The sequence below is a fragment of the Lutispora thermophila DSM 19022 genome (assembly GCF_900142105.1).
GTDB lineage: Bacteria > Bacillota > Clostridia > Lutisporales > Lutisporaceae > Lutispora > Lutispora thermophila.
On the sequence record NZ_FQZS01000010.1, the window covers coordinates 39,368 to 63,956 of the forward strand.

The 24,589-nt window shown below is 36.2% G+C and carries 23 protein-coding genes and 1 other annotated feature; all 23 genes read left to right on the forward strand.

Annotated elements, in window-relative coordinates:
* The first annotated feature begins 11 nt into the window (after positions 1–11).
* Positions 12–183: a binding site (T-box leader), on the forward strand.
* 48 nt (positions 184–231) lie between these two features.
* Positions 232–1,101: a glycine--tRNA ligase subunit alpha gene (glyQ, locus tag BUB48_RS08255; RefSeq protein ID WP_073025771.1), complete on the forward strand. Its 870-nt coding sequence runs from the start codon at positions 232–234 to the stop codon at positions 1,099–1,101.
* A gap of 41 nt (positions 1,102–1,142) precedes the next feature.
* On the forward strand, positions 1,143–3,227 hold the full coding sequence (gene glyS, locus BUB48_RS08260) for a glycine--tRNA ligase subunit beta (protein ID WP_073025772.1): 2,085 nt from the start codon (positions 1,143–1,145) through the stop codon (positions 3,225–3,227).
* 185 nt (positions 3,228–3,412) lie between these two features.
* The gene (locus tag BUB48_RS08265) at positions 3,413–4,069 is read left to right on the forward strand and encodes a helix-turn-helix transcriptional regulator (RefSeq protein WP_073025773.1); all 657 of its coding nucleotides are present in this window, start codon (positions 3,413–3,415) and stop codon (positions 4,067–4,069) included.
* Positions 4,070–4,071: 2 nt separating this feature from the next.
* Positions 4,072–4,881 carry a pyruvate, water dikinase regulatory protein gene (locus BUB48_RS08270; RefSeq protein ID WP_073025774.1) on the forward strand — a complete coding sequence of 270 codons (810 nt, stop codon included), beginning with the start codon at positions 4,072–4,074 and terminating at the stop codon, positions 4,879–4,881.
* Positions 4,881–7,505 (forward strand): pyruvate, phosphate dikinase, encoded by a 2,625-nt coding sequence (gene ppdK, locus BUB48_RS08275; RefSeq protein ID WP_073025775.1) that lies wholly within the window; start codon positions 4,881–4,883, stop codon positions 7,503–7,505. The genes BUB48_RS08270 and ppdK overlap by 1 nt, the downstream gene beginning before the upstream one ends.
* A gap of 208 nt (positions 7,506–7,713) precedes the next feature.
* A complete protein-coding gene (locus tag BUB48_RS08280) occupies positions 7,714–8,529 on the forward strand; it encodes a 4Fe-4S binding protein (RefSeq protein WP_073025776.1) in 816 nt (271 codons plus the stop codon).
* A gap of 241 nt (positions 8,530–8,770) precedes the next feature.
* Positions 8,771–8,956, forward strand: coding sequence for a hypothetical protein (locus BUB48_RS08285; protein ID WP_073025777.1), 186 nt, complete (start codon positions 8,771–8,773; stop codon positions 8,954–8,956).
* A gap of 201 nt (positions 8,957–9,157) precedes the next feature.
* The gene (locus tag BUB48_RS08290) at positions 9,158–10,372 is read left to right on the forward strand and encodes a radical SAM protein (RefSeq protein WP_073025778.1); all 1,215 of its coding nucleotides are present in this window, start codon (positions 9,158–9,160) and stop codon (positions 10,370–10,372) included.
* A 650-nt stretch (positions 10,373–11,022) separates the two neighbouring features.
* On the forward strand, positions 11,023–12,069 hold the full coding sequence (locus tag BUB48_RS08295) for a BMP family ABC transporter substrate-binding protein (protein ID WP_073025779.1): 1,047 nt from the start codon (positions 11,023–11,025) through the stop codon (positions 12,067–12,069).
* Positions 12,070–12,138: 69 nt separating this feature from the next.
* Positions 12,139–13,674 carry an ABC transporter ATP-binding protein gene (locus tag BUB48_RS08300; protein WP_073025780.1) on the forward strand — a complete coding sequence of 512 codons (1,536 nt, stop codon included), beginning with the start codon at positions 12,139–12,141 and terminating at the stop codon, positions 13,672–13,674.
* Positions 13,658–14,752: an ABC transporter permease gene (locus BUB48_RS08305; protein WP_073025781.1), complete on the forward strand. Its 1,095-nt coding sequence runs from the start codon at positions 13,658–13,660 to the stop codon at positions 14,750–14,752. Before BUB48_RS08300 ends, BUB48_RS08305 begins: the two co-directional genes overlap by 17 nt.
* Positions 14,749–15,678, forward strand: a complete 930-nt coding sequence (locus BUB48_RS08310) for an ABC transporter permease (RefSeq protein ID WP_242944186.1) — start codon at positions 14,749–14,751, stop codon at positions 15,676–15,678. Before BUB48_RS08305 ends, BUB48_RS08310 begins: the two co-directional genes overlap by 4 nt.
* 64 nt (positions 15,679–15,742) lie before the next feature.
* Positions 15,743–16,516 (forward strand): pseudouridine-5'-phosphate glycosidase, encoded by a 774-nt coding sequence (locus BUB48_RS08315; RefSeq protein ID WP_073025782.1) that lies wholly within the window; start codon positions 15,743–15,745, stop codon positions 16,514–16,516.
* Positions 16,517–16,555: 39 nt separating this feature from the next.
* The gene (locus BUB48_RS08320; protein WP_073025783.1) at positions 16,556–17,758 is read left to right on the forward strand and encodes a mandelate racemase/muconate lactonizing enzyme family protein; all 1,203 of its coding nucleotides are present in this window, start codon (positions 16,556–16,558) and stop codon (positions 17,756–17,758) included.
* Between the two features lie 754 nt (positions 17,759–18,512).
* Positions 18,513–18,656, forward strand: coding sequence for a hypothetical protein (locus BUB48_RS18090; protein WP_175548390.1), 144 nt, complete (start codon positions 18,513–18,515; stop codon positions 18,654–18,656).
* 39 nt (positions 18,657–18,695) lie between these two features.
* Positions 18,696–18,929, forward strand: coding sequence for a hypothetical protein (locus BUB48_RS08325; RefSeq protein ID WP_073025784.1), 234 nt, complete (start codon positions 18,696–18,698; stop codon positions 18,927–18,929).
* Positions 18,930–19,272: 343 nt separating this feature from the next.
* Complete coding sequence (locus BUB48_RS18095) at positions 19,273–19,443, forward strand: hypothetical protein (protein ID WP_175548391.1); 171 nt, start codon at positions 19,273–19,275, stop codon at positions 19,441–19,443.
* The gene (locus tag BUB48_RS18100; RefSeq protein WP_073025785.1) at positions 19,443–20,663 is read left to right on the forward strand and encodes an S-layer homology domain-containing protein; all 1,221 of its coding nucleotides are present in this window, start codon (positions 19,443–19,445) and stop codon (positions 20,661–20,663) included. The genes BUB48_RS18095 and BUB48_RS18100 overlap by 1 nt, the downstream gene beginning before the upstream one ends.
* Positions 20,603–21,715 (forward strand): hypothetical protein, encoded by a 1,113-nt coding sequence (locus BUB48_RS08335; protein WP_139249946.1) that lies wholly within the window; start codon positions 20,603–20,605, stop codon positions 21,713–21,715. Before BUB48_RS18100 ends, BUB48_RS08335 begins: the two co-directional genes overlap by 61 nt.
* A complete protein-coding gene (locus BUB48_RS08340) occupies positions 21,651–22,760 on the forward strand; it encodes a carbohydrate-binding domain-containing protein (protein WP_073025787.1) in 1,110 nt (369 codons plus the stop codon). The genes BUB48_RS08335 and BUB48_RS08340 overlap by 65 nt, the downstream gene beginning before the upstream one ends.
* 381 nt (positions 22,761–23,141) lie before the next feature.
* The gene (locus tag BUB48_RS18830; protein ID WP_073025788.1) at positions 23,142–23,450 is read left to right on the forward strand and encodes a S8 family serine peptidase; all 309 of its coding nucleotides are present in this window, start codon (positions 23,142–23,144) and stop codon (positions 23,448–23,450) included.
* Complete coding sequence (locus BUB48_RS18835; protein ID WP_278308950.1) at positions 23,431–23,781, forward strand: S8 family serine peptidase; 351 nt, start codon at positions 23,431–23,433, stop codon at positions 23,779–23,781. The genes BUB48_RS18830 and BUB48_RS18835 overlap by 20 nt, the downstream gene beginning before the upstream one ends.
* The gene (locus tag BUB48_RS18840) at positions 23,757–24,557 is read left to right on the forward strand and encodes an S-layer homology domain-containing protein (RefSeq protein ID WP_278308951.1); all 801 of its coding nucleotides are present in this window, start codon (positions 23,757–23,759) and stop codon (positions 24,555–24,557) included. Before BUB48_RS18835 ends, BUB48_RS18840 begins: the two co-directional genes overlap by 25 nt.
* Positions 24,558–24,589: the final 32 nt, after the last annotated feature.

A 24,589-nucleotide genomic window follows, 5' to 3' on the forward strand; every position in this document is an offset into this window, starting at 1 on the left:
TTATAAAAGTTACTAAGGCTATGATAGAGAGGAGTAGCTATAATATGAGTTCAAGAGAGCTGATGGTTGGTGAGAATCAGCATTCATTTATAGTGAAGGCGCTCTTGAGCCTAATGCGATAAGAGGGCGGCATTAGCTGACCAATAAGGGTGGAACCGCGGAAGTATACCTTTCGTCCCTTACAGGGATGAAAGGTTTTGTTTTTAAAAAATATTGTTGGGAGGATATAAAATGACTTTTCAAGAGATAATTCTATCATTGCAAAACTATTGGGCAAAGCAAAACTGTATAATAGCTCAGCCTTATGATGTAGAAAAAGGAGCAGGAACCATGAGCCCCTATACATTCCTCAAAGCTTTAGGGCCTGAACCATGGAGAATTGCATATGTAGAACCTTCCAGGAGGCCGGCAGACGCCAGATATGGAGAAAATCCAAACAGAGTATATCAGCATCATCAATATCAGGTAATACTCAAACCTTCTCCGGATAATGTTCAGGACTTATATTTAGGAAGCCTCATGGCTTTGGGAATAGATCCCAAGAAGCATGATATAAGATTTGTTGAAGATAATTGGGAAGCACCAACTCTTGGAGCATGGGGATTAGGATGGGAAGTTTGGCTGGATGGTATGGAAATAACCCAATTTACATATTTCCAGCAAATAGGCGGTTTTGATTGTGAACTGGAATCAGCAGAACTCACTTATGGCTTGGAGAGAATAGCCATGTATATACAAGAGAAGGATAATGTTTTTGACATTGAATGGGTTGATGGTGTTACCTATGGAGATTTCTTCAAGATGGCAGAATGGGAACATTCAAAATACAGTTTTGAATTGGCTGATACTAAGTTGCTATTTAGCTTTTTCGATTCTTATGAAGCAGAAGCAAAAAGAATAATAGAAGAAGGGCTTATACTTCCTGCCTATGATTATGTATTAAAATGTTCTCATACTTTTAACATATTGGATGCCAGAGGAGCAATAAGTGTTACCGAAAGAACAGGGTTTATATCAAGAGTAAGAAATTTGGCAAGAATGGTAGCTCAAGCCTATTTGAAGCAAAGAGAAGCTATGGGATATCCACTGTTAAAAAAGTAGGTTGATATTGGATCTGGATAGATAAGAAGGAGGAGAATTAAGTGGCTAAGGATTTGGTTTTTGAGATAGGTACGGAAGAAATACCTGCAAAGTTCATGAATAGAACATTGGAGCAATTAAAGGAGAATGCAACAAGGGTTTTTTTAGAAAATAGAATTGGATATGATTCCCTTGAAACATATGGCACTCCCAGGAGACTTGTGTTATATGTAAAAGACATGGCTGAGAAACAGGAAGATTTAGAAACAGAAGTAAAAGGACCTTCAAAAAAAGCTGCATATGATAATGACAGCAATCCGACTAAAGCTCTTTTAGGCTTTCTTAAAGGCAATGGATTGGATATAAAAGATATATATATTAAAGAACTTTCCGGGGCTGAATATATCTACGGAAAAAAGCATCTTAAGGGTATGGATACAAAGGAAGTATTGAAGGTATTGCTGCCTTCCATACTGGTATCTATAAGTTTCCCTAAATCAATGAAATGGGGAAATAAATCTTTCAGGTTTGCCAGACCTGTCAGATGGCTTATGCCCATCTTTGGTGATGAGTTGGTTGAATTTAATAAAGATGATATAAGATGCAGCAAGTACACAAAAGGGCATAGAGTTTTATCTGAGGGTGATATCGAAATAACCAATGCGAGTGAATACTTTGATAAAATGAGAAAGGCTTATGTAATAGTTGACCAGAATGAGAGAAGAGAGATAATAAAAAAACAGTGTGAGGAAATTGCAAAAGAGAAGAATGGAAAAATAATTCATGACGATGATTTGCTAGAAGAGATAGTATATCTGGTAGAATACCCGACAGCATTGTTGGGAAGCTTTGAAGAAGATTATCTCAAGCTGCCAAAAGAGGTTATAATAACCCCCATGAAAGAGCATCAGAGATACTTCCCGGTTGAAGATGAAAAAGGAAATCTGATGAGTAATTTCATCACCATAAGAAATGGTGATGACAGCTATATTGATATTGTAAGGCAAGGTAATGAAAAGGTTTTGAGAGCAAGGCTCTCAGATGCGAAGTTCTTCTATGAGGAAGATAAGAAAGTGCCTTTGGATCAATGTGTAGAAAAGTTAAAAAGTGTAGTTTTCCAAGAGACTCTTGGTACTATTTATGATAAGACAGTCAATATAATCAATAACTCAATTTATATAGCTCAAGAACTTGGTCTGGAAGAAAAAGAAGTAGAAGAGTTAAAGAGAGCTGCTTATTTGGCAAAAGCTGACTTAGTTACCAATATGGTTAAAGAATTTGATGAGCTGCAGGGGATAATGGGTAGAGAATATGCCTTGGTTCAGGGAGAGAGTCCAGAAGTAGCAAAAGCTATCGAAGAGCATTATATGCCTAGAAATGCCGGAGATGATATGCCAAGCTCACTATATGGAGCCATTGTGGGTATGGCCGATAGAATTGATACCATAACCGGTTGTTTCTCAATAGGTATACAGCCGACAGGCTCACAGGACCCCTATGCTTTAAGACGTCAAGCCATAAGCATAATAAATATCATTCTTGAAAAGAAAATTCACTTAGATATTAAGAAATTAGTACAAAAAGCCATTACACCTTTTGTTGAAAAGGGAATAATTAAAGAAGAGCCATTTAAGGTTATAGATGATGTTATTGACTTTTTCAAACAAAGACTAAAAAATGTATTACTGGATAGAAATTATGAATACGATGTTATTGATTCTGTACTTAATGTGGGATTAACTGATATAGAAGATGCGATGCTTAGGGTTAAGGAGTTGTCGCAGTGGAAGAATCAGGTGGATTTCCTAGCTATAGCATCCTCATTCAACAGGGTTAGCAATCTGGCTTCAAAAGCAGAAACTATGGAGATTGATAGTATCCTTCTGTCAGAGCAGGCTGAAAAAGAATTATTTGATTCTTATATGAATGTAAAAAATATATTTAATGAAGCCATGGATAAAAAGGAATACCATGATGCATTAAAAGCTTTAATGCTAATGAAAAGACCTATAGATAACTTCTTTGACAACACCATGGTTATGGTAGAGGATCAGAGTATAAGACGAAACAGGCTAGCAATGCTTAAGACCATTGAGAATATGATGATGAGATTTGCAGACTTATCTTTGATTGTTGTGAATAAATAATTATAAATTAAAGGGTATGCATTTGTGTATAAAAGTGCATATCCTTTAATATTATTGTATATATTATGTTTTTCTATATTGCAAGACAAGTTTTTATTGTGATAATATACATATATGTGCTATATTATTTTTAGTAATAGTATAGCACATATAAAGCATAAAAACATAAATTGATATGGAAGAGGGTGAACCCTATAGAACTGACTAAGAGGCAGAATCAAATAATTGAATTAGTGAAGAAACATCAACCTATAACCAGTGAGCAAATTGCTGAGAAGCTTAACATGACTAGGGCAGCCCTAAGGCCAGACCTTACAGTACTTACGATGGCAGGCTATTTAGAAGCAAGACCAAAGGTGGGATATTTTTATTCAGGTCAACCCGTTAACAATATTTTATCCGATTTTATCAAGAATCTTAAGGTAGAAAACATTAAATCCACTCCTGTGGTTGTATCTGAAGATACCACCGTATATGATGCAATTGTTACGCTATTTTTGGAAGATGTAGGCACAATATATGTTCATAATAAAGGAATGTTGACTGGAGTAGTATCAAGAAAGGATTTCCTTAAGATAGCTATTGGCAATACAGATATTCATAAGGTACCTGTAGGAGTAATAATGACAAGAATGCCAAATATAGCATTTGTAAGAGATGAAGACAGTGCATATGACGCAGCAGCAAAGATAATAGAACATGAAGTAGATAGTGTTCCTGTAGTTGAACCAATAACCTGCGAAAATGGCAAAGCGGGTTTTAAAATTACAGGCAAGGTATCGAAAACAAATATTACAAGACTCTTTTATGATTTATGCAATGATAAATTAGGAGGTTTTTGATAATGGATGAAAAATCAATAATCTATGTCATATCAGATTCAATTGGTGAAACTGCGGATCAGGTTACCAGAGCTGCTGCAGCCCAATATGAAGGTGCAGCATGCGATATCAGAAGAATACCCTATGTCAGTGAAAAACAGACCATAAAGGAAATAATTAACGAAGCAAAAAAACATAATAGTATTATTGTTTATACTATGGTTATCCCTGAATTGAGGGAATACCTTGAGAAAGAAGCACAAGATCAAGGGCTTGTATATGTAGATATAATGGGACCTGTTATTGAAGCCATTTCCCATATAACAAACACAAAGCCCACGTATAAACCCGGTATTATCAGGCAACTGGACGAAGAATACTTTAAAAAGGTTGAAGCCATTGAATTTGCAGTAAAATATGATGATGGAAAAGATCCAAGGGGAATAAAGAAAGCAGATATAGTGATTTTAGGTGTATCTCGAACTTCTAAGACTCCATTAAGCATGTACTTGGCCAATAAAAACCTTAAGGTTGCAAATATTCCTTTGTTACCGGAAGTTGAGCCACCAAAGGAAATATTTGAAATACCGTCCAAGAGAATATTTGGACTTACTTCAAGCCCACACAAGTTAAACGTAATAAGACAGGAAAGACTTAAGGCCTTGGGGTTAAGCTTTGAAGCCAACTATGCAAATATGGATCGCATTCTGCAAGAGTTGGAATATGCTGAGAGCATAATGAGAAAAATAGGCTGCCCAATCATTGATGTAACTAATAAAGCAATAGAGGAAACTGCCAGCATTATACTAAGGATAATGAAGGAGGATAAATAATGAAGAAACTAGTATACAGCTTTAGCGAGGGTAAAGCTGAGATGAAAGATCTACTTGGTGGCAAAGGTGCAAACCTTGCAGAAATGACTAACATAGGGTTGCCGGTGCCACCGGGTTTTACTATAACAACTGAAGCATGTAATATGTATTATGAAAAAAATGAAGAAATATGGCCTGAATTAATCGATGAAATCTTTAAAAAGTTATCAGAATTAGAAAATAAAGTTGGAAAGAGGTTTGGAGATAAGGAAAAACCTTTGCTTGTATCTGTAAGATCCGGTGCTAAATTTTCTATGCCTGGTATGATGGATACTATACTGAACTTGGGGTTAAATGATGTTACTGTACAAGCTATACATAGGAATACGGGAAATGAGAGATTTGCTTATGACAGCTATAGAAGATTTATTCAAATGTTTGGCGATGTAGTTATGACTATAGAAAAATATAAGTTTGACTCCATATTTGAAAACATAAAAGAAAAGTATAATGCAAAGTATGATACTGATTTAAATGCAGAAGCCTTGAAGGAAGTAGTTGAACAGTATAAAGAGCTTTTCAAAAAAGAAATTGGAAGCGAGTTTCCCGAGGACCCTAGAACACAGCTTGTTTTAGCTGTGAAAGCTGTTTTCAGATCTTGGAACAATGATAGAGCCAAAATATATAGAAAGCTGAACAATATTCCTGATGACTTGGGAACAGCTGTAAATGTTCAATCAATGGTATTTGGAAACATGGGAGATGATTCCGGAACCGGTGTTGCATTTACAAGAAATCCTGCTACAGGAGAGAAAAAGCTTTTTGGTGAATTCCTTGTAAATGCTCAGGGAGAAGATGTTGTTGCAGGAATAAGAACTCCTCAAAGCATTGAAAAGCTAAAAGAAATAATGCCTGATGTATATGAACAGTTTGTGAAGGTTGCAGAACTTTTGGAGAATCATTATAAAGATATGCAGGATATAGAGTTTACCATAGAGAAGGGCAAGCTGTACATGCTCCAGACCAGAAATGGCAAGAGAACTGCTTTTGCAGCAGTGAAAATTGCAGTAGATTTGGTGGAAGAAGGAAAGATAACAAAAGAAGAGGCCATTATGAGGGTAGAACCGAACCAGCTTGATCAATTGTTGCATCCTACCTTCGATGCAGAAGCTTTAAAAACTATAAAGCCATTAGCTAAAGGGCTTCCTGCTTCACCGGGAGCGGCCAGTGGTAAGATATATTTTACTGCAGAAGCTGCGGTAGAAGCTGCAAGACAAGGAGAAAAGGTTATACTTGTAAGACAGGAAACATCTCCTGAGGATATAGAAGGGATGATAGAGGCTCAAGGTATACTCACTGCAAGAGGTGGCATGACTTCACATGCTGCAGTTGTTGCAAGAGGAATGGGGAAATGTTGTGTGGCAGGCTGTGAAAGCATAAAGGTAAACGAACAAAGCAAGAAGTTCGTAGTTGATGGCAGAACTTTCAATGAAGGGGATTATATATCCTTGGATGGAAGCACAGGGAATGTTTATGAAGGTATAATAGAGACACATGAACCTGAGTTAAGCGGACATTTTGGCAAGCTGATGGCATGGGCAGACGAAATAAGAAGACTTAAGGTGAGGACAAACGCAGATACGCCAAGGGATGCTGCTCAGGCTGTAAAATTCGGAGCAGAAGGTATTGGGCTATGCAGAACGGAACACATGTTTTTTGATGAGAGCAGAATTCCTGCTGTAAGAGAAATGATTATAGCAGATAGCCTTGAGCAAAGAAAAGCAGCATTAGAAAAGATATTGCCCATGCAGCGGGAAGATTTTATTGGCATTTTTGAAGCAATGGGAGATAGACCTGTGACCATAAGGTTACTGGATCCACCATTACATGAGTTTCTGCCCCAAAGCCAGGAAGACATAAAGAAGTTAGCATCAGATATGAAGATAGATTATGATAAGCTAAGGGCAAGAGTGGAAGAATTGAAAGAGTTCAATCCAATGTTGGGTCATAGAGGCTGTAGGCTTGTCATCACATATCCTGAAATAGCAGAAATGCAAACCAGGGCGATTATTGAGGCTGCTATTCATGTAAAAAAGAGTAAAGGTATAGATGTTAAACCTGAAATAATGATACCTCTAATAGGAGATGTAAAAGAGCTGGCTTATATCAAGAATATTGTGGTTAAAGTTGCTGATGATATAATAGAAGAATCTGGTGTGGAATTAAAATATCTATATGGAACAATGATTGAAATACCAAGGGCTACTTTGGTTGCTGACGAAATAGCTAAGGAAGCAGAATTTTTCTCGTTCGGTACAAATGACCTTACACAAATGACTTATGGTTTCTCAAGAGATGATGCAGGAAAATTCCTGAAGGAATACTATGACAAAAAGATTTTTGATAAGGATCCTTTCCAGGCCATTGATAGAAAGGGCGTTGGTAAGCTGATGAAGATGGCTGTGGAACTGGGAAGAGGAGAAAGAACCAACATAAAACTAGGCATTTGCGGTGAGCATGGGGGAGAGCCTTCATCTGTTGAGTTCTGCCATATGCTCGGATTGGATTATGTATCCTGTTCACCTTATAGGGTGCCTATAGCGAGACTTGCAGCAGCTCAGGCAGCTATAAGCAACAGAGACTAAACTCATAGGGTGCTATGTTTACCAGTATAAGCAAATTAAGAAAAGTATTGTCACTTAGCATTAAGGGGCAATACTTTTTTATGTAGCTTATGTATGAGAAAAATATTATAATTATCTTAATAAAGAAGAGCCTTGATAATTAGATTTTATTAGTAATGGTCGGAGGCTTTAACTTATCAATAAAACATAAAATGGGGGAATGAAACTAATGGAAAAAGAATTTTTAATAAAAATTGCAAAAGACTTTATTGAGCATTCACAAGAAAATTACATATCAAAGGAAATAGCAATTTCGGATAATGTTGTGGGAATGAAGATATTCGATGCTCCCATTTTTGCATTTGGTTCTGCGGATGATGAGTGTTTTACACAACTAAAACAGCCGGCGGCAATAGGAGAACACTTCCTACTTCCAAAAGAATGGTTGCCAGGAGCGAAAACAGTCATATCATTTTTTCTACCGTTTAGTGAAGAAATTAAAAATGGTAACAAAAGGGATATGTCATGGCCTTCCGAAGAATGGCTACATGGACGTGTTGAAGGTCAGATTTTGATGAATAAGTTGTGCATGAAATTAAAGTCTGAATTAATAAATGCAGGATATAATGCTGTTGTACCTAGTTTAGATGAGAGATTTTGGTCAAATACTGGCCGTGCCAATCATGTGGCAAAATTTACAAGTAATTGGTCTGAAAGACATGCAGCATTTATATGTGGACTTGGAACATTCGGCCTTTCTAAAGGGCTTATAACACAAAGAGGAATGGCTGGAAGATTTGGTAGTGTCATCACGGAACTGTATCTAGCACCTGATAAAAGAGGGTATGAAGATATATATGAATACTGTTCTGAGTGTGGTAAATGTGCAGAAAATTGCCCAGCAGGAGCAATATCCATAGAAAAGGGAAAAGATCATGTTTTATGTTCTAAATTTCTAGACCAGACAGCTGAAATATTTAAGCCTAGGTATGGTTGTGGAAAATGTCAGGTAGATGTACCTTGTGAATCAAAAATACCCAAATAGTAAAGAGCAATTTAAATGAGATTAAGATAGGCTTAAAACAAATCTAAAGTATTAATATTAGAGAGTATAATTATACTAAATTAACAAAGGAAAATATGCTAATTAATGTGTTTTATAAGATTAGAAAATGGCTAAAACTAAAAGTTAAAATTATTATGGAATTTTTTATTTACAAACTATAACTGTAACAAAGCAAAATATTGCTTTTTATGAACAAAACAATCAGAAAGAGAGGATTACAATGCTAGAATTATTAACAAAAGAAGTAAAAACTTATGAGCAAATTACAATGTGTTTTCCTGACTGCGACCCTGTATTTGTTGGTTGTTCGCCAGTTGAACAGATGCAAGAATGCGATCCAACGCCATGTGGACCTGATTATGGCTCAGACTGCATGCCTGATTGTGACCCGTCGGATGATTATTAAAAAATGAAATTAATTGTCTCCATCAGAGGAATTAAGCTATCATTAATATTACGATGTATGCTTATCTGATATGTGTATCCATTGGATGATAGATATTTATTAAAGAATTATTAATATCAATTTACTTATTAGATGCACCTAATATATTTAGGTGCTATATTATTCTTTAATTTATAGTAGAAATTATAAAGAGGAGATAAGATGTATAAGCTTGGAAAAAATATTTACTTAACTGAGGGGAAAACCCGTTCATGTATTTATGATTTGAATGAATGTAATTTATATAGCATTACACGTGAAGATACTATTCTTTTAAAAGATTTTTTACAAGGTAACGAAGAATTGATTAATAGCGAACTTATTCAATCTCTAATCAATAAAAATTTTATAATAAAGTCAAATGCCTGTTTGGATGATAATTGTCTTGAATTAAAAAGCAGAATTAAAAGATTATCATTTGCATGGATTGAAATAACACAGCGGTGCAATTTGCGTTGTATACATTGTTATAATGAATCAAGTGAAAAAAGCAATATCTCTATGAGCTTGGAAGAGTATAAATATGTCGTTGACCAAGTCGCAGACCTAGGAATAAAAAGAATTCAGCTTATTGGAGGAGAACCACTAATTGTTGGTAATGAAAGATTAAAGAAAATGATTATGTATGCTAGTAGCAAGTTTGATAGTATTGAAATTTTTACAAACGGCACCTTGCTTACTGAAGACCTAGCATCTTTTTTTGCTGATCAATCTATACAAGTTGCTGTTTCTGTCTATTCATATGATGAAAATAAACATGACTATGTTACAAATATACAAGGTAGTCATGAACGTACCATAAGATGTTTGGAGCTGCTTAGAAAATACAACGTAAAATATCGAACTGCCAATGTGCTCATGGCAGGTGTCGAATTATGTGAAAGAAACACTGATTTATATAAACTTAATCCAAATAAAGATGTAATTAGGATGTCAGGTCGTGGTAATGCCAATCTTCTTACAAGGGAGTTAATATATAAGAGGTTAATTACTGAAAAGAGTTTTACCAGGAAATTAAATTTTAAGGTTATTGAGAGACTTCTAAATGCACATAATTGCTTCTCTAAAAACTTATATATATCAGCTGATTTAACAGTGTATCCATGTGTAATGGAAAGGCGTATATCGCATGGGAATATAAAAGAAAAGAAATTGAGTGATATAATAGATCATAATATACTTACATTTAATAAAGGCCAGATTGATGAATGTAAAGATTGTGAATTTAGGCTTGCTTGTTTTGATTGCAGACCAGATTCACTTTCCAATGATATATATGCTAAACCTTGGTATTGTACATATAATCCATATACAGGTGAGTTTGCAGATCCAGACGATTTTATAGATAAAATTATGTCAGAGTACCAAAGTAAATAGGAATTTGCAGGTGGATAAGAGAAGCTTAAAAATATTAGGAGAAAAAGATACTAAAACCGACATATTTTAGACCTGTTAAAAAAGGGTTCTATGATAAATAATGGAACTATTGCCACATAATGTTTATTATAGAACCCTTTTGTTATGTGTTTTAGCTTGTTGAGCATAAAGCGAGTTTCTCGATAGAAGTTAGCTATGCGAAACATTAGACCACCTGCTATGCAGGTAAGCCAAAGAAGTTATGCAAATAGCTTTTCAATTAAATCTACAAAACAGTTTTAAACTCTTTTTGAATAATGAATTACCAGATGTTATTATATGATTTTAGCAATGAACAAGTAAACAATAATGAAGTTGATTCTTCAATGGCTATTGGTAAGTTAGGAATATTATAGAAAAAACTTATTAAAGCAACAAACTCAATAGATATTATGAATTTTACTTTCTTCATTTGCAAATGTTACTATAAGTATGAATTAAGACTAATTACGACAATTATCGACTGCATTGATATGTTAGACATGCTAATGCAATGAGGTAAAGTTCATTTTTCTACTCTTAAAAGCCTTTTGCTCAAGATGTTATAATTCCAAGCATGATTTAATCAACGCAGAAATTTCATTGAAAAATAAGGAGGAAGGAAAACAGAAATGAAGAGAGTATTATGCTTAATAATGGTTTGTGTTATGATGTTTGTTTTTGTAGGATGTACAAGCAATAGCGCAAACTCAGAACCAGCGACAGCAGAGCCAGTAGCATCAGATGAAAAGACTATTGCAAAAAAAGCTGTTTATATTACTACATCACCATTAGGCAATGATTTCACAGATTTAATTTGGAGCGGCTTTAAAGAGTTGGAAAAAGAAGGATGGGAAGTTAAGTGCATTGAAGTAAAAGAAGCATCAGAGTATCCGGAGCAAATCAGAGCCATGGCAGCTCAGGGATATACTGCTATGTTTACTATGTTTGATGAGTTAAGCAATGTAGCATTGGATCTTGCTGATGAATTAGCTGAACAATATCCTGATTTACATATTTTCTTGCTGGATACATACATGGAACATGATAAAGCCAATGTTACCAGTGTAACGGTCGATCCATTTGAGTCATCCTTTGTGGCAGGATATGTAGCTGCACATATGACTGATAAGAAGGATATAGGATGGATAGGTCATAAGGATATTTTGAAGGTTCATAGATTCCGTGATGGTTTTATAGCCGGTGTACAGTATGCTGATCTAGGCAAAAATGTAATTACTGCTTTTACAGGAGATCCTTTTGATCCGGTTAAGGGCCAGGAAACAGCAAAAACAATGATAAAAAATAATGATATTGATATAATATATCAAAGCGCTTATTTAGGAGGACCTGGAGTAATATCCGCTTGTGCTGAAGCAGGCATAAAATGCATCGGTGTTGACAACTGGCAGGGATATATAGATCCATGTGTATTCTGGTCAGCAGTAAAATCAATGGATGTAGCAGTTAAAACCCTAGCAGAAGGGCATGTTTCTGGAAAGCAGTATGCCACATCTATAAACTTTGATATAGCATCAGGCGGTGCTGTGTATGATCAAAGAGATGCAGGCAATATTCCTGAACATTTGCTATTAAAAGTTAATCAGTTAATTGATGATATTAAGAGCGGAAAAGTTGATGTTTACAAAGGATTTGAACAATATAAATTGAATTACTAAATAATATCAGCTTCGTAAATATAGGAACGTTCATACGTTCCTATATTTACATATCAAGGAGAAAGATGTATGAACAGCTATGAATATATATTGGAAATGCGCAACATAAATAAAAGATTCAAAAATCTGGTAGCAAATGACAACATTACATTCAGAGTCAGACCTGGTACAGTACATGCTCTTATAGGTGAAAATGGTGCTGGAAAGAGTACTCTTATGAATATTCTGACCAATATTCAAACTCCTGATAGTGGTGAAATATATATTCGTGGTGAACTGGTAGAATTCAAAAATCCATTGGATGCGGTTCGTCATGGAATTGGAATGGTATATCAGGAGTTTATGACTTTTCAGGGCATGTCGGTACTTGATAACATTATAGTTGGATTTGAGCAGAAAAACGGTATGTTTATAGACTATAAAGAGTCAAGAAGGAAGGTAGAAGAAATATGCAAGAAGTATAATTTCAACATCCCACTGGATGCATTGGTCAATGATTTGCCAATTGCAACTTTGCAGCAAGTTGAAATAATAAAAGTATTATATAGAAACGCAGATATAATAATATTGGATGAACCCACTTCCGTATTGACTCCTCAAGGGGTACAAGGTTTGCTTGACGCTATAAGATTTTTAGTAAAACAGGGTAAGACTGTAATATTTATTACTCATAAATTAAAGGAAGTACTTGAAATATCTGATGATATAACAATATTAAAAAATGGCAGAGTTACAGGGGTTCTATCAGCAAAAGAAACAAATGAATTGGAATTAGCAAGACTTATGGTAGGTAGGGAAGTGATGCTTCAGATAAATAAACCACAATGCAAGACTGGAGATGTTGTATTGATAGTAAGTAATCTGAAGGTTAAGGATTCTGCCGGTGTTATAAGGGTTAAAAATGCAAGCTTCAAAGTTCATGCCGGTGAGATTGTAGGCATATCCGGGATAGCAGTTTCAGGGCAGAAAGCTCTAGTTGAGGCAATAGTTGGTCTTTCAACGGCAGAAAAGCATGGTGAAATAATATTTTGCGGTAGAAATATTACGGATGAGACAATAGCTAACAGGCGTAAGATGGGCATGGGATATATTGCTCAGGATAGGACGGGCATAGGATCAAATAAAGAAGGAACCATATGGGAAAATGCAATCATGGGCTATCATAGAGTTAAAGGCTTTAAAAGAAAACATCTGCTTGACTTTAATGATATCAATGCATTTACCAATAAAATAATTGATGAATACGCGGTTAAGACTCAAGGTATTGGAGATAAGATTAAGACTCTGTCCGGGGGTAACATTCAAAAGCTTATAGCAGGACGTGAATTTTTGCAAAATCAGAAACTGCTTATAATAGAAGATCCTACAAGAGGAATTGATGTGGGTTCTGTTGAGTTCATATGGAACAGAATAATCCAAATGGCACAAGTTGGTGTTGCAGTGCTTCTGATCAGTCATGATCTCAACGAAGTAATGCAGTTATCGGATAGGATATTGGTAATGTACAATGGTTCAATAATAGAGCATCCAAATAGTAAGGTATTAACGGAAGAACAAATTGGTCTAATGATGTTAGGTGGTGTTATAGATGAAGTTGGAAATTAATGGTGAAGCAAAGAGTGCCATGTTGAAATATTGCATATCAATCGGCCTTACCTTAGTATTTGGCTGTATATTGATTACCGCTCAAGGAGAAAAGCCTTTGAGGGCAATGGGATATATTCTTCAAGGATCTTTCGGAAGTGTAATGAACATTGGAAATACAATACGCTGGATCATATCCAGTTTATTGGTAGGTGCAGCTGCTACTATTGCCTTTAAATCCGGAGTTGCAAATATGGGCATTGAAGGGCAGATATACATAGGAGCACTATCTGCAGCGGTGATAGGATATTCCATAGAATTACCACCAGGATTACATGCCATAGCCTGCTTGTTAGTTGCGTCAATAATGGGAATGTTATATGCTTTAATACCGGCATTATTACGTCTTTATTTCAAGATTAATGAGTTAATAACAACTTTAGTACTTAATTTTATTGCAAAAGATCTTACTGAATACATAACTATGTGGGTAATAATGGGTGGTCAGCAGGCTGCTAATGGTTCTGCATCTATAGCAACACCAAGAATATTAAAATCAGCCCAGCTACCAATAATTATAAAAAGTACTACCGCAAACATTGGGATCTTTATAGCACTTGCAGTTTTATTGATAGTTGCCTTTTTTTATAAGTACACTTTAGAAGGCTATGAATTAACCCAAATAGGTCAGAATATGAATTTTGCAAGAATGGGCGGAGTTAACATTACCAGATCATTTCTCATGGCCTTTTTAATCTCAGGTTTTATATCTGGTTTGTGTGGAGGAATAGAAATAACAGGTGCATACTATAGATTTACTTCCAGCTTTAGCAATAACTTAGGATGGGATGGCATAATGATAGCGCGTGTGTCTAACAATAATCCAATTGCTGTAATATTTGTATCCATTATTTGGGGAGGCCTAAAGCAAGGTGCTATGAATATGGAGCGCATGACTTCATTGAACAGGCTTATAGTTATTATAATACAGATGCTATTTGTACTGTTTGTATCAATTGATTATGACAGCATAATTAATAAGTGGAAATCAAAAATGGAGCTGAAGAAACCTGATTATAATGGGGGGATGAACATATGATGACAATGCTAGGAATTCTATTTGGTTCTGTAACATGGTCGGCCACATTCAGGCTAAGTACTCCCATTATTTTGACAAGTGTAGGTGGCTCATTCAATAAACACACGGGAGTCTTTTGCATTGCTTTTGAATGTTTTATGCTTTCTGCCGCTTTTTTTGCTGCGTGGGGCAGTTATCTTACAGGAAGCCCATATATGGGAACTTTGTTTGCTATTCTTGCAGGGCTGTTATTAGCAGCGATTTTTGGAATGTTTGTATTGAATTTTAAAGCTAATCCAATGATTGTAAGCATTGCTATGAACTTTGGAGCATGGGCAGTTACAACATTATTATTAACTGAAATATTTGGAGTCAGAGGATATTTTCATAGTCCCAAGATAGTAAATTTTTCACCTATTGATATTCCTGTTCTAAGAGAAATTCCATATATAAATGAAGTTTTGAATAACCAAATTATACTGGTGTATATAGCCTATATATCTGTTGTGGTAGGTACCATAATTATGTATAAGACACCCTTTGGACTGAGGTTGAGAACAATAGGAATTAATGAGATAGGAGCGCAAACAGCCGGTGTCAATATTTTAAAATATAAATGGATAGGTTTGGCGATTATGGGGATAATGTCTGGTCTAGGTGGAGCATATTTACCTTTATCGGGATTGAGCATGTTTTCTGAAAATATGAGTTCCGGTCGAGGCTTCTTAGCTTTTGCCGCCATACTTGTAAGTAAGGGTAATCCAGTTAAAGCTGCGCTGATAAGCATATTATTTGCGTATACAAATGCATTAACATTTACTTTAACATCTTATGGAATACCCTCTCAGTTGCTTCAGATGTTTCCTTTTATAGCTGTCATAATAGTTTTGATGATTGGTAATCTGAGGAACTTAAGCTTGACACCTGTTATTGAAGCAAGTGAATAACATTTAAGTACTTTGTTTGTATTGTAAGATATTAATATTGGGTTAAAGGAGAGTAATATATTTAATGAATACTAAATTTCTCGTTGAATCAGCATTATTAACCCATGGCTTAAAATCTATTGACAATAATACTATTGCTGAGTTGTGGCCATGGGAACATGATTGTATAGCGTGGGTTGACAAAGGAAAGGTTATCATAGGAAACATATCGGAATTCTTATGTTTCCGCGATAGATCCATGGAGTTAATACGTATTGATAAAGGTAATTTCCAAACATCTTGCAAGAGTGGTCTAAGTGGAGCGCTTACTGCTTCTGGAACTATGCTAGTAGCGGAGCTAATGAGAATTGGAATTGCAGTAACTGCTGGTATGGGTGGCATTGGAGATATTGTAGGTGAAGAAATATGTGAGGATCTACCTGCGTTGACAAGTCTAGATGTTGCATTAATTGCAACCTCACCAAAGGATGTTGTTGATATAGAAGCAACTATCAAATGGCTTTTGGAACATGATGTATCCATTTGGGGTAAAGATACAGATGTGGTAGATGGATTTATGATAAACAGCAAACCTATTGCTATTACAGGTAAGTATAATGGACAACCTTTAGGAAAGGGGACATTGTTATTGAATCCAATACCGAATGAAATGAGACTAAAGGATTCAACGGTAATTGAAAAAGCCAAAATTGCAGGAAAAGAAGCGGAGAAAAAAGGGGAATATTATCATCCTGCTGCAAACGCTATGATAGATAAATTATCATCTGGGAAATCTTCGATGATGCAATTGAAGTCATTAATTGAGAATAGCATATGGGCCGAGGATTTAACTAGATAAATGGAGAAGATACAGATAATAGGGTAGGGGAGGAGTAAAATGAAAATTACAGAAGTAGATGTTATTAAATGCAATTGCGAAGGAACTGAAGATTTTCGACCAGTTATATGCCGGATAAATACCGATGAAGGGATATATGGATATGGTGAAGCTTCTGTAGCATATGGGAAAGGTTCACCTGCAGCTTTTAGTATGATTCAGGATATTTCTCCTCTAATAATCGGTAAAGATCCTTTGGATACTGAAGCAATCTGGCAACTGCTATATAGGAATACATTCTGGGGACAGGGTGGAGGAACCATTGTGTTTGCAGCCATAAGCGCAATAGATATGGCTCTCTGGGACATTAAAGGAAAGGCTTTTAACGTGCCCTTATATAAGCTTCTTGGCGGAAGAACAAATGATAAATTACGTACCTATGCAAGTCAATTGCAATTTGGTTGGAGCAATGATTTCAAGTTTGGGTGGGGAAAAATATGTGAGCCAGGAAGTACGCCGGATAAATATGCTGAAACAGCTAAGATCGCTGTTGGTGAAGGTTTTGATTGCATAAAAATTGATTTTTTAAACTATAATAGACAGGGATTTCCCCATACTTATACTGAGTTAACAAAACCACTTATAAGTGATGTTATGAGTCTCGGAGAGGAAAGATTAGCTGCTGTAAGAGAAGCAGTGGGATCTGATGTGGATATAATTATTGAGAATCATTGTGGTACAGATGCAGTTTCGGCTGTTCAATTTGGCAGGATGGCGGAAAAATACAACATATATTATTATGAAGAACCTGTAACACCTCTAAACCCTGAAATGACCAGATATGTATCCGAAAGAGTAAATATTCCCATTGCACAAGGGGAGAGACTTTATGGAAGATGTGCATATATCCCTTTTTTTAACGATCATTCGGTTCAAGTGATACAGCCTGATCTTGGAAATTGTGGAGGTATAAGTGAAGCAAAAAAAATCTGCGATATGGCATATGCATATGATATTAGTGTACAAATACACGTTTGTGGAAGCCCGATTGTACAAGCTGCAGCTTTGCATTTTGAGACAGCGATTCCTAATTTTTTGATTCATGAACATCATGTAATCAATAAAGCAGAATATAATGTTGAACTAGGTATGTATGATTATCAGCCGCAAAATGGATACTTTACTGCTCCTGAGCTGCCAGGTTTAGGGCAGGAACTTTCGGAAAAAGCGTTGTACAATGCTACAATTGTGACTGTAAGATGAAAAAGAAATTATAGATAGCTATATAAACTCTACTTCAAGTTGCACTTGCGAAGCAATATTTTAAAAGAAATAGAGGTAAAGGTAATAAAGCATATAAAGCAGTTATAAACATTAATAAAAGAATAAATTGCAATAGTATGTAAAATATAAAGTACTGTGCTTGAGTTCGTCAATGAACTTAAGTGCAGTACCTATTTTTATCGATATTATGTTGAGAGAAAGAAAATAAAGGAGTAGTTGCGTAGGGAAATATATTTTTACGAGGTTGAGACTTCTAAATGTAGGACAATATAAATAAGCAAATATGTTTTTTTGCATTAAATATATAATAAAAAATAGCAGAGTTGTTACTTGAAAATCACAGATGGATAATAGAGGAAGCATAGGAACGGTTTTTGCTTTTGTACTTTTTTTGATACAGTTACTCATAAAGTTAAAGGGATGGAGCTGACGTTTTTATTAAAGGTTGCAAATGAATCCATCCCTTTGATGCTCCTTAGGTAAGATTATCAGATTTGTCAAATCTAACATATCTCATTACATAACAAAGAAGGATAAGGGAATTCCACAGGTAACTTCTAAGCATGACAAAAAGTGGGTTCTATATAATAAAAAAGATTTCCAAAAAGTTATCCTAAAATATTTCATGTGAAAAAAACTTATTTCATGCAGAGAACGGCTTTAACAGATGACTTTTTGATAGATTGGATACAGGGACTTTTCTGTGCACTATTTCAAATGAAAGAAGGTTTCTATGAAGAAACTGTTGATATTTACTATGGCACTTGTAATGCCCATGAGCCTTGTTGCTTGCAGTTGGGCATATCAGAAAGAAGAGACTGCATCATCCTCTGCGAGGAACGGTGATTGGCCTTATGAGAATGTGACACCAGAATAGATACAGGCTATATCTGATGTATTAACTGAATTGGAGCCTTTGTACAATCAAGCAGTTCTGGTAGCTAAGGAGAATAGTTGGGAAGCAGATGAAACTACAATACAGGAGCTTAATATCGTTTACTTGCTGATTGATGCGGCAAGATATGGTGTGGCAGATCCAAGCGAGTACAGAGAGACAGAAGATATGGTCACTGTTGTGAAGCAGTATCAGGTTATTTTAGAAACAATGCCTTATATTATTGATAAGGTTAGTAAGCCTTATGTAAATTAACATATGTTTTTTTATCTTATAACTATTGGATTTAATATCAAATGGAATAATTGGTCGAGAAAGGCTCAAGACTTAGTCTGAACTGAGTCTTAGTTCATTCAAATAAAGAAATTGAGCTAAATGACGGTTTATTTATCATGATGTATGTCATGAGAGATAGTCAAGGAAATGTTGCTTTTTCAGCTCCTGTGACTTTTGAATCCGTAAACGGAGAGATTTATATCAGCGTGGAATAGGACAAGCCAATCAGATCAGGAAATTGTTTTAGCATTTATGTGATTTGAAGCAATGAAACTTATGGTTATCACAATAAGCAATAAGCAAAAGAGGAGGTTAAATCAAGGTGAAAAAACGATTAATATCTATCCTCCTTGTGGTGGCTATGCTGTTTACTCAACTCCCTGTAGAGGTTATAGCCGATGTGGGAAGTCAGTATAATACAGCAAACAACAAAGTTCAGGATAAAGAGATTTTTAAAAATCCATTTGATGATGTTCAAGATGGCAGTTGGTGATGTATGCAAGTATAAATAAGTTTTTTAGCGGTAACAGTGCAAATACTTTTGATCCAAACGGCATGATGAACCGTGGAATGTTTGTTACCGTGCTGGGACGCATGGCTGGAGTGGATGTGACTGAATATACGGGACAATCAGTTTTTAGTGATGTGGAAGCAGATTCCTACTATGCTCCTTTTGTAGCTTGGGCGTCCAAATATGGTATTACTACAGGTGTTGGGAATGGCAAATTTAATCCTAATGATATTATAACACGGGAACAGATGGCTGTTTTCTTTGTGCGCTACTTTGAAATCCTTGGTGTAAATTATGATACAGGAGCTAATGTTACGACGATTCCTGCAGATATAGATATGGTATCGCCATGGGCTCGAGAGATGGTTTTAAAGTTATGGAGAGCTGGTCTGCTGGTTGGTGATGGCATAAACTTTAATCCTACAGCCATTGCAAGCCGTGCAGAGACAGCTGCTCTTTGTATGCGCACCGACAAGGCTGTAAAAGTTTGGTATATGGAATCTGGGATGCCATCTAATAGGATCAGCATTAATCCAAACATGGACCAGATATTAGAGACACCAGCATCTGCTGCTGGAAGTAATTCTAAAGATATATCTGAAAACAATTCTAAAGATGATTCTAAAGAAAAATCTGGGAATGGTTCTAAAGATAACTCTAGAGATGATTCTAAGGATGACTCTAAAGATGATCCCACCGATGAAAATCGTACTACTTATTATAAAGTGACATTTATGATTGATTCTACCAGAGATGAAAAATTATATAAAAAGGATACTCTGCTAGGAACTCTGCCTAATCCTGCTCAACCTGCTGGAAAGGTGTTTTTAGGATGGTGTTATGATTCAGAAAGAAGTAAGCCTGTAACAGCTACTGACAAACTTGCTGGCAATGTAACATTGTATGCAAAGTTTGCATATGCTATCAGTTTAGATGCAGGTGGTACTCCAAACTATATTAGTGCTTTGGATCAGGGTTCTGATTTTTTCATTGTAGTAATATCTGACATTAAACCGAAACAGGGGAGAGATTTTAAGTTCAAAAACATTACGGCTCCGGATAAAACTCCTGAAACAGAAGAAACCGAGGAGGACAGTATAAAAATTGAAAAAGTCGTGGTCAAAGACAAAGGTAATGGATTTTGGAGCATATCATCTGCAAATGGAGATTTACTCCTGGTCATACCTATCAAATTGAGTTGATCGATGAAGATGTGATCTTTGATGATAGCACAGATGCTTCTGCAAATCTAAAAGAAAACAATGAACGATATGATATCACAAAAGTCCGCTTTTTTAATTTCAGCATAGAAAAAGACGGTACTTTAAATCTAAAGCTAAACAATGACATAAAGTATTTTTCAGTAGATGATATAAATTTGAACCCTTCAGATGTAGCCAGCTTAATGGAATATGCAGGATTATATATGGCATCGTTGGATAGTCAAGGAGTTGCTACTTATACTCAAAACAATGGAAGTAGCAGTTTTACTTACACAGGGAAAGAAGATATACAGGTGGGAGATATAGTTGCATTTTACGAAGGAACAAAGCCTACAGATCGTAATCCAGAAAAAGGAACAGAAAGAAAAACTGATAATGCTGATGTATCATATGTGAAGATTATAAGAATCGATGGCAGTACTTATTACTATGTTGCCGCTGAAGCAGAGGATGTAACTTTTACACCAGATGTTTTACCTATCGATGTAGATGATAACGATGGTACAACAGGGTGGACAGAAGGCAGAACATCATTGACTATTGACAATATGGCATTGGATAAGTTTATTTCCTATTATAAGGATATGAGTGATAAAAATGACATTACTATAGATGTTGGAGACTATATGGTGTTTTATACTGGTGATTATGAGAAGGAAGAGGTAGAGAGCTTAGCTTATGCTGAGATTATTGAGATTATTGTAGATGGAGACCATACTATTATTCATTATGAAGAAGTAGATGAATCAGAGGTCATGTCAGCAATGGATTTGTATGACGAGACAGAATTAACTGAAAGCGAAATAAAAAGAATCATTAATGAAAATGAGAAAGAAATACAACAGATTATTGAAGCACAAATTATGGACAGCAATTTCTTTGATAAAGCAGGTGAGTACTTAGTCAAATTAACTTTAAAGACTGAAGAGGTCAAAGAAGTGTTTGGAGACGACTTGACTTTAAACGATGGGAGGGGTAGAACAAAAGGAAATACCAACTCGGGAGGGATATACCTTTATTGGCTGGTATAAGGATGAGGAGATGACTAAGGGACTTGAAGAGAATGAAACTATGACGGATACTGATCTAACCCTCACTGACAAGTGGATTGACAACGCTGCTAAGCATAAGATATGGGTAAAAGGTATGCAGATAACCAGTAAAAATGCTAGCGACGTTCTTGGTGATGGAACGGTATCCTTAGGAGTTAAAAACGGTGATTATACATTGACTTTGAGAGGAGTTAATATGGAATATATCAGTTCCGATCCCAAAGCCAACAATGATAGCTATACCTTTGCGGCGATTTATTGTGAGGGCAACTTAACCATTCAGTTGGAAAGTGAAACTACCAACAATATTACCAATAGTCGAGATGTAAGCGTTGGACGAGCCTGCGGCATTTATTTTCTAGATGGAGACCTGACGATCAAAGGAGAAGGAATCCTTAATGTTACAGGTGGAACCGGAAATGATAGTTACGGAATATGTGTCAAAGCTAGCAATAGTAATCTTGCTGCCAATGGCGTTTATGGCAATGTCAATATTGAAAACGGCACCATTACTGCTGAAGGTGGAGAGGCAAAGAGCAACAGTGCTATCCATGCTGCCGGATATATAACTATTAGTGGAGGTATAGTTGAAGCCACTGCCCATAATGCAAGCAATGGTTATAGCCGTGGTATTTGGAGCCCTAATTTGATTACTATCAGTGGTGGAACGGTAATAGCGGAAGCCGGTATGTCAGATCAAGAAAGTTATGGTATTGAAGCCTTTAGGATTTCCATCAACGGTGGTAACGTCATTGCATCTGGTAATAGCAGTGCACTCTACAAATATAATAATGAAAGCAATGCTCAAATAAATATAAGTAATCAAGGAAGCAATGTGATTAGGGTTGGAGCTTATGCTGAAAATGCCGTTAACTGGGATACTACAACATCCTTGGATAGTCATGGTTATTTCTATTACGGAGCACCTTTAAGTGGTTATTCGTTATTTATGGTTAATCCGGGGGGTGCTTTAGGTCAAGAGCCTTTGGTTGATCCGGAAGGTTTAGACGGTACTGAAAATTAGGAGACCTCGGCTAATCCTGAAGATTTAGACGATACTGAAGAACAGGAAACTCTAGCTGATCCTAAAGATTCCAAAGAAGAGAGTGATCCGGTAGATACAACAACTCCACCACCTGCTTCTCCGGATGAAAATAGTCCAAGAGATCCGGAGGAATCGGAGAATTTGACAGATTCCGGTGATGAGATTACACCGGAAGAATCGGAAAATCAAGGAGATGAAGTAGAATCGGAGGATTTGAGTGAATCAAACCCTGAAGTTGTTGAGGAATAGATTTAGATAGTTGGATGAAATACTGTAGTATTAGAAGTAAAGATTATTAATTAAAGAAGGTGTCGGTAGTGTTGCTGCTGACATTTCTTTTCCAGAAGTGAGGTGACTTAAGTGAAAAGATTTGGTACCTTTGCTTTATTCATTTTTATAATATTATCATTCACAGTATCCCTTACAAATCCTGCTTATGGAATAACTGAAGATAAAATTCGCATTGCCATAATTGATACCGGAATATCGTCTGTTGCTATCTCTGCTGATAATCTAAAAGAGGGACATAACTATATTTTACCAAACAATTCTACTGAAGATGATATAGATCATGGTACTGCAGTTGCTGGCATTATTGTAGGAAGTGAAAAAGCAGGCATTGAAGGGATTATGCCCAACAGCAGAGTTGGTGCCGCTGGTTTATTATAGTAAAGAAGATAAGGCGCTTAAAGGTGGGCTGCCTATGATAACTCAAATTATAAGAGATGCTGTAGATGTTTATGGTTGCCGTATTATTAACATCAGTTCTGGAGCTAGAGTAGATACTCCTACACTTCGAGATGCGGCGGCTTGGGCGGAACAACATGGGGTATTGGTGGTTTCCAGCGCGGGTAATGATGGCAATGATACAGTATATTATCCAGGAGCCTTTCCCTCTGTTCTTTGTGTAGGAACTGTCAATGAATCGAAGGATGGTCCTGCTTTATTTTCCAACCGCAACAAGAATGTGGACTTATTAGTTCCTGGTTTAAATTATTAACTGTCAACCCAAAAGGAGAGGTTATAAAAGTTAATGGCACAAGCTTTTCTACAGCTTGGGTTACCGGAGTGGCAGCGTATCTGTTGACCAAAGACCCAACACTGAAACCATATCAATTGCGACAGTTAATGTGCAATTCCGCACAGGATATTTGCTCTAAGGGTTATGATGAAGAGTCAGGTTGGGGTATTGTGGATTTGCATGGAGCTATGGAACAATTAGAAGCAAATTATGGAGAACAGCTGCCTTTTAATGATGTGGCCATGGATGCCTATTATGTAAATGCGGTAAATTGGGCATTAAAAAACGGTATAACTGGTGGTAGTACATCTACCACGTTTTCTCCTGATATGACTTGCACAAGAGGTCAGACTGTAACTTTTTTATGGCGTGCTATGGGTTGTCCAGAGCCCCGTATTTCAGCAAATCCTTTTGCTGATGTAGTTGAAAATGATTATTTTTGCAAAGCAGTCCTTTGGGCTGTGGAGAGAGGTGTCACCTCAGGAACTTCAGATACAACCTTTAGTCCAAACGCAGTTTGCAGTGAGGTTCAGATTATTACCTTTCTTTGGCGAGGGTTAAATTGCCCTGATGCATTGGGGAGGAGTGAGTTAGCGGCTGGATTAGGTGAGCATTACTATACCGATGCGGTGGCCTGGGCGGACACAAACGGCTTTTTTAGCGTTACTCAAAGCAGTTTTAATCCCATGGGAGAAGGTATCCGTGCTAAGATTGTGACTTACTTATACCAAAGTTTGGGAAGAAGACAATTATAGAATGTTTATGTTAAGCCATAACAAGGTAATTT